Genomic DNA, 13,378 nt, shown 5'->3' on the forward strand with positions numbered 1-13,378 from the left:
TGTATATCCCCCTAAAAAATTTTATATAGTAAAAAAGGAAAACCTTTTAAACCCAAGTTAATGGTGTACTTGATTTTTCGGTAGCGCCTCGATATATTTTTCGCTATAGCGCTCTGTGTAAAATTGGTAAACAGGATCAAAAGCTGACTCCCATTTTTGAACCTCTTGCTCTGTTAAGTAGTTAATATCAATGCAATCACATGCTTCAATCTCTTGTAGACGCTCCGTACTTAAATCTTTTGCCAGTTGCCATTGCCAGGCTTGTACTTCGGCAAGTGTTTCGATAAGTAGTGTTTGAACATCTTTCGGTAAAGCATTCCAGTGATTGTTGTTCATGAGCAGTAAGTAGCCCAAATAACCATGATTACTAACTGTTAAATAGTCTTGCAATGAATGTAAGTTTTTACTTGTAATATTTGTGAACGTATTTTCTTGCCCATCAACATGCCCTTTTTGTAATTGATTAAAAACAGTATTAAAATCAATTCGCCTTGGAAACGCTCCGACACTTGAAAATTGTTCTGCTAAAATATCACTTGGCATAATCCGCATTCGCAATCCTTTTAAATCCTTAATCTCCTCGATTGGTCGAATGCTATTACTTAGCTGTTTAAATCCGCTATCCCAAATGCCCATTGACAATAGGTTATGCTCGCTTAATTTATTCATCAGAATTTGACCGGTTTTACTGTCTATGTATGTATGAACTTCATCTGCATTTTTAAATGCATAAGGTAAATCCATAACTGACCACTCTGGTACGAGTGTTGTAATTTTAGAAATCGCAGGTGCTATCATTTGAATATCCCCGCGTAAAAGTGCATTCATTTCTTCACCGTCTTTATAAAGAACGCCATTTGGAAATACTTGAATTTCTACATGACCATTACTACGTTCCTTGACAAGCTCGGCAAATCTAATAGCCGCCATTCCTTTTGGCGTATTTTCACCAACAACATGTGAAAATCGAATCACGATTTGTTCTTCATGACTTAGCTGTTCATTGTCTGTAGGGTAATCGGTCTCTTGACATGAAACTAATAAAATGAGAATGAGAACGCTAACAAAACTGATGGTAATCCGCTTTCGCCACATACTAAACGACCCCTAACAAATTTACATCTGAACTGATTTTATTTTAGTTCTAATGTCGAAATATACAATATTATGGTGTTAATGGACATTTTGGTATTTGTGGTATATAACAGTTTTCTATTCTAGTAAACTGTTATAAAATGAAAAAAGCTTGCAAACATATTGTTTGCAAGCTTTTCTTACATAGTTATTTGATAGAATAGTATTTTGTTGGTCGACCAACTGCTCCATATTTTAAATTGATATGAACGCTACCTTTTGTTGCTAAAAAATCTAAATACTTCCGGACTGTTACTCTAGCCATACCAACATTTTGAGCAAGTTGCTCAGAAGTAATAGGTGCTCGATTTGCCATTAAATACTCTGAAATTTGTTTCATAGTGATGTCATTTAGTCCCTTAGGAAGCTCTATTGCTTCAGTTTGGATTCCTAGCCACTGATCGATATCTTCCTGTTTAAAGGAATTTGTATTTGCAAGCTTTTTTACAGTGTTTCTATACTGTTGCAAAGCTTTTTCAAAGCGATCAAAACGAAATGGTTTAATGAGATAATCAATAGCACCTAGGCGAAGTGCCTCTTGTACAGTTTGTGCATCCCTTGCTGCTGTAATCATAATAATATCTGATGGAATACGGTCGGCACGAAGTTTTAAAAAGAGCTCCATACCCGTCATATCCGGTAAAAACATATCAAGTAAAATGAGATTTGGCTGTTTGGCTACGATTTTCTCATAAGCATCTCGACCGTTTGTAGACTCACCTGTAAGTTCAAAGCCATTCATTTTTTCTAAAAACCCTTTATTTACTTCAAGTACCATAGGATCATCTTCTACGATAAAAACTGAAAGATTACTCATTATTCCTCAGTCACCCCCACTTTAATTGTAATCGTTGTCCCAATTTGAACAGTAGACTCTACCTGGATTGTTCCGTTGTTTGATTCGACAATCTGTTTGATAAGAGCGAGACCGATACCACGACCTTCTTTTTGCTTCGTACTAAAGCCATAATCGAAAATTCGTTGCGGTATTCCTTGAACTCCTTTACCACTGTCTTGCACTTCAATAAATAGGTGATGTTTATCACCGATTAACGTTAAATGAACATCTTTATGCACGCATTCTAGACAGGCCTCCATAGCATTGTCGAGTAAATTTCCGATAATTGTTACCATATCTCCACTCGAAAAACCACTCATGAATTCTACTAGTTTAGAATCTTCGTCGATGGTGAGTTCTATACCGAGCTCCTTTGCACGTGAATACTTGCCGAGCATTAAGCCTTGAATTGAGTAGTCGTAAATTTTGTCACGTAGGCTTTGAATAATCTCTTCTTCGTCAGTTATTTCATCAATAATGAGGCTTAAAGCATCATCATTACGTTCAAGTTGGATCAGACCAGCGATACTATGTAGACGATTCATGTATTCATGCTGCTGTGCTCGCAGTGAATCCACAAGCATTTTGATACCAGTTAATTCTTCAGCAAGCATATTGGCTTCTTTTCTGTCCGTCAACATAATGAGATAACCAGCACTTTGATCCATAATTCGTATAGAAATGGTACGCACTAAATACATTTGCTCGTACATTAGAAGTGGTCGATATGCTTCGTATTGTTGAATCGTATCCTCCGCGAGCCATGTATCTTTAAATAAGGTTTTTCTTGAGATTGTTTGTCCGAAGAAATGTGTGTATTGCCTTGCTAATCTGTTAATAAACGTTACATTCCCGTGTTCATCCGTTGCCAATATTCCGATATCCATTGCTTGAATAATCCCTGAACGTTCTTCTACAAGTCGAGCGATTTCATAAGGTTCTAAATTAAATGTTTGTCGTTTCAAGTGATTTGCTACTAAAACGGAGCCACCCAAGCCTATTGCCAAGCCCCAAAACAGCGACATTAATATATCATATTGATACTCGTCTAAAAGGCTATACCACTTTGGTGAAAGAAGACCGACTGTAATGACACCAACTTGCCTCGTACTTTCTTCATTCATAATTGGTACGAACGCGCGAATCGAGTAGCCAAGTACGCCACGAGCTTTTGAGATGTATTCATGTTGTGAAAAAGCCTCTACTTCGTCCCCACCTTCAAAAACTGTACCAAGTTTACTTTCTGAAGGGTGGGAGTAACGAATACGATTCATATCAATCACAACGATGTAATCAACATCAGTTGCTAGACGAATTCGTTCCGCAATAGGTTGGATTTTTTCAAAGCCTTCCTCTGTTCCTATATTATTTTGAATATCTGATAGCTGCGACACGGTTCTAGCAATCGCAATAGCGCGGGCACCAAATTCCTTTTCGAAGGCGCCTGCTAGATTATGAATCATAATAGCTCCACTTGTAGCAATAGAAGATATGACAATAATAAATGAAAAAATAAACATCTTTAGGCGCAAAGAAATGTTTTTCATAAGTATGTAAAAGGAGATGCCAAAGTGGCAACCTTCTATTAATTGTACACCTCTTTATATGTGAATTTTTGATGCTAGTGTATATATGAGAGTGAAAATTTATTTGTTTAGATAATGATGAATATTTTTACTATTTTACCACAGTCAGATGAACTGGGAATTTCATTCTATTACAAATATGCATAAATAAGTAGATTGTTGTAATATAACACTAACTATATTACATATTTTTACTTGTGTAATATAACAATTTTGGATTATTTTTGTAATGTTATTCCGCGGATTGATGAAGAGAGTTCTGTGTTTCTTGATGTATTTTTAATGAATAATGAAGATGGGAGGGGAAGATTAAAGTATATTCAAATAATAAAAATCAGCATAAACTATTTTTGAAGGAATGTGTTGAAAAAAAGAAGGATTTTGTAAAAATTCATAACTAATCCATTAACAGGGATTCTGTCTTTTGGTGTAGTTTTTTTGCTATTAGTATGTATTGTTTTTATTTTCTTCTTAAGGATTTAAAAAAACTCTATTGTTCGGCATGTTTCTATTTTGTTAAATGATGGACTTCACTTTAAACTCTAATAGTTCGGCCTCTTAATAGGAAAAAATTTCATATAGATAGGAATAGAAGTACATAAAATATGTGAAAACATGCACGTTTTTAGTTATCTTAACATAATTAACACTTATTTAATAAGTAGTGTAGAAAAATATTATTAGCTGAAATAAGGTGTGAATATTGTTCGTTAAACGTCGTTTTACTTAGAGGCTGTAAGTAAAAAACATTAAAATTTACATTATTTGATTTGCATTACTTTTTAGAGAAATAATAATTTTTAGAAAAACATCTTGCTTTTGAATAATTATAAGTGGTAAATTGTTGTACGTAGACGTTCATAAAGTCTTCACATGTAGCAAAAGAGGGGAGAAGTGAGTATTTATGAATAAAAATAGATGGTTAATTGCATTATCTGCAATTGCAATTCATCTTTCAATTGGAGGCGCTTACGCATATAGCGTATACAAACTACCGATTGTCACAGAGATGGGATGGAGTGAGACGAAGGTAACGATTGCCTTTACTATTATGATGGGTCTTGCTGGTTTCGCAGCAGCATTGTTTGGTAGTGTAGTAGAGAAATTGGGGCCGCGTAAAGCAGCGATGGTAGCAGCTGTATTATTTGGTGCTGGACAAGCTGGTGCGGGTGTCGCAATTATGATGGATTCAGTTGTATTATATTGGCTTACATATGGTGTGCTTAGTGGTTTAGGTATGGGGATTGGCTATATTGCGCCTGTATCGACATTAGTAAAATGGTTCCCTGATCGCCGAGGTTTAGCAACAGGTATGGCTGTACTAGGATTCGGATCGGGTGCATTGATTACAGCTCCAGTTGCGGCGAACTTGATGGAAGCAGTAGGCATTTCTACAACGTACTTTATTCTAGGGGCAAGTTATTTCACGTTAATGATTTTGGGGTCACTATATATTGCGCCTCCAGTTCCTGGTTATATGCCAGCGAATATGAAGGTAGCATCAGATTCTGGCAAGAAAGTTGTGAAAAAAGATTTAGCTGTAATGTCGGCGCGTGAAGCAGTGAAGACAAAGCATTTCTGGATGTTATGGTCGATGCATTTAGTGAATGTAACAGCAGGAATCATGATGATTTCTGTAGCATCTCCTATGGCGCAAGAAATCGTAGGTTTATCAGTTGCGGGTGCCGCAGCGATGGTAGGAATTATGGGGTTATTCAATGGTGGTGGCCGTTTAATTTGGGCAGCTGTGTCTGACTATATTGGTCGTTCGAACGTCTTTGTTATTTTCTTTACAGTACAGTTAATAACATTTATCGTTTTACCGCATACGACAAACGTTATGCTTTTCCAAGCGCTTATTTTCTTAGTAGTTAGTTGTTATGGTGGTGGGTTCTCGAATTTACCAGCATTCGCAAGTGATTTATTCGGAACCAAGCAACTTGGTGTGATTCATGGATACCTATTAACGACATGGTCGATAGGTGGGGTTTTTGGTCCGCTATTAGTAAGCGCAATCAAAAATAATTACGGAAGTTATATTCCGGTATTCTATGTATTTGCAGGTTTAATTGCGATTTCATTAATTATTTCATTAACTTTACGTGCAGATGTACGCAAACAAATGGCATTAAATGCCCAAAAAGCTTCAGCAGAAAAAGTTGGAGACGTCTCAACTACAGCATAATAATAAAGATAAACTACTTTCAATTCGCATTTGAAAGTACAAGCCGGATAGTTGTCATTTCGCATATGACACTATTCGGATTTTTTGTTGTATTTTGTTATAGTACACCAGATTAATCTGTAACTAACATATAACAGAGGTGTTTGCCTGTCAATAAGATTTACCGGAATAAATTGAATTTTAGAGGAATTGAGCGATTTTCTACCATTAGCATAATTATGAACCTGAACGGGTAATGTGAAAAAAGGACTTCGTGAGGTGAAAGAATTATGGAGATATTAACGAATATATTGATACTATTAGTGCTTGTGCTCATAACAAATATAATTAGTCATTATATTTCATTTTTGCCAACCGCATTAATTCAAATAGGCATAGGATTAGTTTTTTCAGTATTAGTGAAGGATTTTAAGATAGAAGTGGAAACGGAGTGGTTTTTGCTCTTATTTATTGCGCCTCTACTTTATTATGATGGTGCTCATTTCCCTCGTGAACAATTATGGAAAATGAGGGCATCCATTTTAGGGAATGCTATCTTCTTAGTGCTTCTGACGACTATTGTAGGGGGGTATGTGATTCATTGGATGGTGCCTACTATTCCACTAGCGGCCGCTTTTGCCTTAGCAGCTATTTTATCGCCAACGGACCCTATAGCGGTGAATGGTATTGCAAAGCGTATACGAATTCCTAATCATATTATGAATCTAGTGCGTGGAGAATCACTTATTAATGATGCATCAGGACTTGTGGCTTTTAATTATGCTGTTGCCGCAGTGGTAACAGGGTATTTTTCTTTAAAAGAGGCAACTGGAGACTTTTTATATATGTTTTTTGTAGGAGCATTACTTGGGGTCGTTCTAGGAATTTCAATGAATGTCATTCGCTACGCATTGCGCGATAAAGGTATTAATGATGTTGTTTTTCATGCGCTTTTACAAATTTTGACGCCATTCATTATTTTTTTTATTGCAGAGGAACTTTTACACGCTTCGGGTGTTATTGCTGTAGTAGCTGCTGCACTTATTTATGCACTTGTTAAAGAAAAGACAGAAAATTTGATAGCGCAAGAGCAAATACTAACAGATGGTATTTGGATGATTATGATTTATACATTAAACGGTGTAATTTTCTTATTGTTGGGTCTTACACTGCCTTCAGCCATGCATACGTTGATTGCCAATGAACAAATAAATAACTGGCGATTATTATGCTATGTCTTAGCGCTTGGTACATTCGTATTAGGTATTCGTTTTGTGTGGACATTAGTCTTTAACACTATTACTTATTATGTCATGAAAAACCAAGAGAATGACTTACCGTCTATTAAAGACGCGATTATTACGAGCTTGGTTGGTGTGAGGGGAACCATTACTATGGTTGGGGTGCTGTCACTCCCATTTTTCACTGAGTCAAACGAAATATTTCCTATGCGGTCATTGATTATATTTTTAGCAGCAGGAGTTATTTTGTTTACACTTCTTGTAGCCACAATATTTTTACCGCTTCTAAGTGAAAAGGTTAATTCTCCTAATCCGAAAAATGTAAACGTACAAAAGCAGCGGATGATTACTGGCGCAATTCAACGTTTGAAACAAGAACGTTCAGAGGAGAACACAGAAGTTGTTTATGAGCTTATCAATGAATATGTTATGATGCTTCACTTATTAAAATCTAAAATGAAGGACGAGCAGCAATTGCAAAAGTATAATGAGCAATTAAAGGAAGAACGTATAAAGGCATTAAGAATGGAACGAATTTATTTAGAGGAATACTGTTCATTCGAGGATGTTCCTGCACTGCTTATCAAGCAAATACATCAATCAATTTCCGAACGAGAACGAGCCGTAATATCAGGGTCCTCTCATATAGTTAGTCGTAAACTAAAGCAAGTGATGCAAAATTGGAGGCGTTCTTATTTAAAAGGTCATGAGCAAGAGGCATTATCGAATACTGAAATAAATATGCATTTCTATATTTTCTCAAAAGTACTTGAACAGCTAAATCAACAGATTAAAACGGAATTTAATCCAGAAGTTCTACAACATGTAATTTATTATTATAAGCGCTTAGTGCGTAAATTTGAGTTCAATTTAGATAGGGACAATTCGGATGAATTAACAGAAGCTCAAGAAGTATTGTGTATCTACGCAATTGAGGGGCAACGTAAAGCTATCTCGCAAATGTTACTTAAAGAGGAAGTAACACAAGTAGAAGCGAAGGAGCTACGACGCTTCGTGAATTATATGGAAAGTGTTGTGCTATTTGAATATGTCGAATAGAAAAATAAAAGAAGGGGCTAACCAATAGGACAGCCCTTTCTTTTTATAGTGAAGCAAAGTGGTTGATACAAGATAGCGTTCTATATGGACACATTTTTCAGAGAATATGATTAATCCATTAACTCGTTTTCTATTTATTGAATAATGCTTGTATTTTATAGTGCAGCGTTCATGCCAGCAATTCTTCCGGTAACGAGTGCTGAAGTAATGTTATAGCCACCTGTATAGCCATGGATATCTAAAATCTCACCGCAGAAAAATAAGCCAGTTTTTTTCTTAGAAGCCATAGTTTTTGGTTCGATTTCTTTAATTGATACACCACCGCCTGTGACAAATGCTTTTTCAAGCGATTGTGTGCCACTTACAGACATAGTGAAGTTCACTAGCTCTCGAGCAAGATGACGGATTTTTTCTTGGGATAATTCAATGCCTGTTAATTGGACATCGATCTGGGCGCGTGCACATAAAAATAATAACCAACGTTCAGGAGCAATCCCTTTCCAAACGTTTTTTACAGCTTTTTTCGGTTCAGCTTTAACTAGTTTATTTAAATATTGAAGACAAGTTTCTTCGTTTTGATCGACAAGTGTTTGAATTCGCATTGTCACGGGTTCGTAGCCGGATTTCATGAGCTCTTTGACGACAAATTGGCTACAGCGTAGGACAGCTGGTCCACTTAGACCAAAATGTGTAAAGAGCATGTCCATTTGATGCGTAACAAGTGTTTTGCCCTTTTTATTCAGTACAGAAACCGCAACATTACGTAGTGCTAAGCCTTGTAATTCACGAGTTTGAATGAAATCTTCTTTGGATAACACAGGTACCTCAGTAGGGAATAGTGTTGTAACGGTATGCCCAGCACGCTCTGCCCAAGGGTAGCCATCGCCTGTGGAACCCGTTTGTGGAACCGCCTTGCCACCGACCGCTACAACTACTGCTTTGCTGCGTACTTCGATGCCATCTGCTAAGCGCACACCGAGAATTTTTTCATCATCCATTAAAAGCTTGCTAACCGGTGTATTTAAACGAACCTCTACATGTAAGCGTTGTAGCTGACGAATAAGTGCATCGACCACATCTTGTGCACGGTTTGACACAGGGAACATACGCCCGTGATCTTCTTCTTTTAAAGCGACACCAAGTCCTTCAAAAAAGTTAATGATATCTTCATTGTTGTAAACCGTAAATGGACTATATAGAAAACGACCGTTCCCCGGAATATGCTTGACGATTTCTTCTACAGGTAGTCGGTTTGTAACATTGCAACGACCACCACCAGAGATAGCTAGTTTTTTGCCAAGCTTAGTCCCTTTTTCAAGTAATAGTACTTTCTTTTTATGTTCTCCTGCGGCTATAGCAGCCATTAAGCCAGACGGCCCTCCACCAATAACAATTACATCATACATATATATATAAACTCACTTTCTTTTCATTTTCACGAATCTTTACTATTATACATGAAGTCCTATAGTTAAGGTGACTTCTTAACATTGAAAATTGAGCTAAAGTGTTCTATAATTTCTTATCTGCAATGACAGTATGAAATGAACGGCTTTTCGTGCTATTATGGTAGTTGTTATGCACTAAATTATGAGGTGAAAAATAGATGTGCGGATTTATTGGCTATATTAACGGAACAAATGTAATTGATCATCATCAAACAATTGAAAATATGATGAATACGATTATTCACCGTGGTCCAGACAGCGGTGGTATTCATACTGACGATAAAGTAACTTTAGGTTTCCGTCGTTTAAGTATTATTGATTTATCAGACGTTGCAAACCAACCTCTTTACAGTGAGGATGGTAACATCGTACTGGTATTTAACGGGGAAATTTTCAACTTCCAACAATTACGCGCAGACCTAAAAGCAAAAGGTTATACGTTTAAAACACAATCAGACAGTGAAGTAATCATTTATGGTTATGTGGAATATGGAGTAGAGTTCGTTAAACAACTTCGCGGTATGTTCGCGTTTTGTATTTGGGATAAAAAGAATGATTTACAATTTATCGCACGAGATGGCTTTGGTATAAAACCACTTTACTACACAAGCCATACGACTGATAATACATTCATTTTCGGTTCAGAGATTAAATCTTTTTTACCACACCCATCTTTCATTAAAGAATTAAATAAAGACGCGTTACGTCCGTATTTAACTTTCCAATATTCTTCAATGGATGAAACATTCTTTAAAGGTGTGTTTAAGCTTCCACCAGCTCACTATATGGTCATCAAAAATGGCGATATGAAAATCGTGCAATATTGGGATAAAAAATTCCATGCAAAAGAAGCACCTATTGAAAAGTATGTGGAAGAAATTCGTGAAACAGTGAAAGAATCTGTGGAGGCACATCAAATAAGTGACGTAAAAGTTGGGTCCTTCTTATCAGGTGGTATCGACTCAAGTTATATTACAGCGTTACTTCGTCCAGACAAATCATTCTCTGTTGGTTTCTCTGATTATGAAGATATGTTCAATGAAACAAACTTAGCTAAAGAGCTTTCAGACACATTAGATATTCAAAATGAACGTAAATACATTTCTGCGGATGAGTGCTTTGAGGCGCTACCTAAAATCCAGTGGCATATGGATGAGCCACAATCAAATCCATCATCAGTGCCGCTTTACTTCTTATCAGAATTAGCTGCGAAAGATGTAACGGTTGTTCTTTCGGGTGAGGGTGCCGATGAAATTTTCGGTGGTTATTCTTGGTACCAAAACTCAGGCAGAATGCAAAAATATGAAAAAGTGCCAATGGGTCTGCGTAAAGCACTCCGAGGTATTGCAGAAGCGCTACCGAAAAACCAATATACAAACTTCCTTGTAAAAGGTGGTCAAACCGTTGAGGAACGCTTTATTGGGGAAGCGGTCGTTTGGGATGAAGAGGATGCATTAAACGTTTTAAAACCAGACTATAAAAATGGTCCATCTGTCAAATCGATTACTAAGCGTATTTACGATGAAGTACCAGGTGATGATGATGTGACAAAAATGCAGTACTTAGATCTAAATCTATGGATGCCTGGCGATATTTTATTAAAGGCTGACAAAATGAGTATGGCGCATTCTATTGAATTACGTGTACCATTCTTAGATAAAGAAGTGATGGAGCTTGCGAAAAATATTCCGTCCGAATATCGTGTCAACGATATTGATACAAAATACGTCTTGCGCCAAGCAGCACATCAAGAGCTACCAGAGGAATGGGCAAAGCGTCCAAAGCTTGGTTTCCCAGTACCAATTCGTCACTGGTTACGTGAAGAGAAGTACTATAATTTAGTTAAAGATATGTTCACAACTGATTTTGCAAGAGAGTTCTTCGATACAGATCAATTAGTCGGTTATTTAGATGAGCATTACGAAGGTAAAGCTAATCGTGGTCGCTATATTTGGACTGTATATGTATTCCTAGTATGGTATAAGCAATTCTTCGTAGATATGTAACTAGAAGCAGGATGTCTAATAAATTGTAAAGACTTTTTTGGACATCTTTTTCTTGGGAAAGTGCATTTTTAGCCTGTTTATGCGCTGGCGTTTTGCTTTGGCGCAGAAAGGAAGGTGTCTCAAATACTATGAGACACCTTCTTTTTGCAACTTTTAACGTATTACTGCGTCTGTTTTCCTATAAATATGTTAAAATAACAATTAGTTTATTCGTTTTAGGTGAGAAAAGTGATCGTTGTGTACTACTAAAAGAAGTATGATTTTAATAATGAATGGATGGATACGATGTCCTCTTTAATGAAAGGTACTGCGATATTAACACTCGGGATGTTTTTATCGAAAGTGCTCGGCTTAATTTATATTTTTCCGTTTTATGCAATTGTCGGTGAAGAAAATATTGCACTGTATCAATACGCATACATTCCCTACTCAATCATGCTGGCTATAGCCATCTCTGGGGCGCCTATAGCAGTGTCAAAATTTGTTTCTAAATACAATTCGATAGGTGATTATCAATCGGGTCGCAAACTTATGAAATCCGGCATACTTATTATGTTAATTACGGGCTTTCTTTCGTTTATTGCACTTTTTGCGCTCGCGACACCAATTGCTGGGCTCGTCATCAAAAGTGAGGAGCAAGTATTTACAGTTGAGCAAATTGCTTCTGTAATTCGATGGGTGAGTTTCGCATTAATTGTTGTGCCGTTTATGAGTTTATGGCGAGGCTTTTTCCAAGGTTATGGCAAAATGCAACCGACTGCTGTTTCACAATTAGTTGAACAAATTGTTCGAATTGTGGTCCTATTAGGTGGTTCATTCCTTGTAGTTGTGGTCTTTAAAGGTAAAGCGGAAACGGCTATTTCCTTTGCAGTATTTGCAGCTTTTATTGGAGCAATTGGCGGTTTAGGAGTGCTATATTATTACTGGAAAAAATACCAGCCAGAATTTAATTTGCTCCGTAGTCAAAGTGTTACTTCTAAACAGTTACCATTGTCTACTATTTATAAAGAAGTAATTACGTATTCAATTCCAATGGTATTTGTAGGGATTGCCAACCCACTATTCCAACTAGTCGATATGGTAACGTTCAATGGAGCGATGGCTTCAATTGGTTTAGCCGATGTAACGGATAAATACTTATCTATGATTAACTTTACAACACATAAAGTGGTCATCATCCCAGTCATGTTAGCAACCGGATTTTCTATGGCGTTAGTGCCAACAATTACAAAATATTTTACGTCAGGCGAGTATTTATCACTACGCCATGCGATGGATAAAACCTATCAAATTTTAATTTTCATTACGCTACCAGCAGTTGTAGGTATTTCGCTATTATCAAATGAAATATACTTCTTGCTGTATTCGGAAAGTGAAATGGGTGGGTCGATTTTAGCGCATTATGCACCAGTCGCTATTTTGTTTGCATTGTTCCAAGTGACAGCAGCTCTTTTACAGGGCATCGACTACCAAAAATGGATTGTATTCAGTTTACTGTCAGGGATTTTAGTGAAGCTCGCACTCAATATTCCCCTTATTCGCATGATGGAAGCGGATGGGGCAATATTAGCAACTGCGATTGGTTATGGCGTATCAATTATTATTAATATGTTAGTGTTAAAGAGAGCGCTCAATTATAAATCCGAAATGGTAGTACGACGTGTCATGCTAATTTCTATTTTAACAGCTGCGATGGCGCTAAATGTACTAGTCGCTTATAAATTGTTAGAATTTATAATGGGGCCTGTCGATAGTAAATTCTCCGCCCTAATCTTTTCAGTGATTTGTACGGCAGTGGGTATTGCTGTTTACGGTTTTTTATCACTACGATTGGGACTTGCACAGAAATTACTTGGCGAACGCCTAACTCGATTTACGAGTAAGATAGGATTTAAATAGGAG

General features: G+C 36.8%; 8 protein-coding genes. 4 read left to right on the forward strand and 4 right to left on the reverse strand.

The window, feature by feature from the left end; all coding sequences use genetic code 11:
- Window positions 1-57 precede the first annotated feature (57 nt).
- The 3 genes from AEA09_RS02765 to AEA09_RS02775 all read right to left on the reverse strand — a co-directional run bounded on the left by AEA09_RS02765 (window position 58) and on the right by AEA09_RS02775 (window position 3,435).
- Window positions 58-1,095 carry a DctP family TRAP transporter solute-binding subunit gene (locus tag AEA09_RS02765; RefSeq protein ID WP_053582393.1) on the reverse strand — a complete coding sequence of 346 codons (1,038 nt, stop codon included), beginning with the start codon at window positions 1,093-1,095 and terminating at the stop codon, window positions 58-60.
- Window positions 1,096-1,282: 187 nt separating this feature from the next.
- Window positions 1,283-1,951 (reverse strand): response regulator, encoded by a 669-nt coding sequence (locus AEA09_RS02770; protein WP_053582394.1) that lies wholly within the window; start codon window positions 1,949-1,951, stop codon window positions 1,283-1,285.
- A complete protein-coding gene (locus AEA09_RS02775; RefSeq protein WP_245622763.1) occupies window positions 1,951-3,435 on the reverse strand; it encodes an ATP-binding protein in 1,485 nt (494 codons plus the stop codon). The genes AEA09_RS02770 and AEA09_RS02775 overlap by 1 nt, the downstream gene beginning before the upstream one ends.
- Window positions 3,436-4,462: 1,027 nt before the next feature.
- Between AEA09_RS02775 and AEA09_RS02780 the strand changes: the two genes are divergently transcribed.
- Both AEA09_RS02780 and AEA09_RS02785 read left to right on the forward strand, forming a co-directional pair.
- Window positions 4,463-5,743 carry an L-lactate MFS transporter gene (locus AEA09_RS02780; protein WP_053582395.1) on the forward strand — a complete coding sequence of 427 codons (1,281 nt, stop codon included), beginning with the start codon at window positions 4,463-4,465 and terminating at the stop codon, window positions 5,741-5,743.
- Between the two features lie 269 nt (window positions 5,744-6,012).
- Window positions 6,013-8,022, forward strand: a complete 2,010-nt coding sequence (locus AEA09_RS02785) for a Na+/H+ antiporter (protein WP_053582396.1) — start codon at window positions 6,013-6,015, stop codon at window positions 8,020-8,022.
- Window positions 8,023-8,177: 155 nt separating this feature from the next.
- Here the strand turns inward: AEA09_RS02785 and AEA09_RS02790 are convergent, their stop codons facing one another.
- Window positions 8,178-9,428 (reverse strand): BaiN/RdsA family NAD(P)/FAD-dependent oxidoreductase, encoded by a 1,251-nt coding sequence (locus AEA09_RS02790; protein ID WP_053582397.1) that lies wholly within the window; start codon window positions 9,426-9,428, stop codon window positions 8,178-8,180.
- A gap of 200 nt (window positions 9,429-9,628) precedes the next feature.
- Between AEA09_RS02790 and asnB the strand changes: the two genes are divergently transcribed.
- Window positions 9,629-11,476, forward strand: a complete 1,848-nt coding sequence (gene asnB, locus AEA09_RS02795) for an asparagine synthase (glutamine-hydrolyzing) (RefSeq protein WP_053582398.1) — start codon at window positions 9,629-9,631, stop codon at window positions 11,474-11,476.
- Between the two features lie 285 nt (window positions 11,477-11,761).
- Window positions 11,762-13,375, forward strand: coding sequence for a putative polysaccharide biosynthesis protein (locus AEA09_RS02800; protein ID WP_053582399.1), 1,614 nt, complete (start codon window positions 11,762-11,764; stop codon window positions 13,373-13,375).
- Window positions 13,376-13,378: the final 3 nt, after the last annotated feature.

It is taken from the genome of Lysinibacillus contaminans (genome assembly GCF_001278945.1).
GTDB classification, from domain to species: Bacteria; Bacillota; Bacilli; order Bacillales_A; family Planococcaceae; genus Lysinibacillus; species Lysinibacillus contaminans.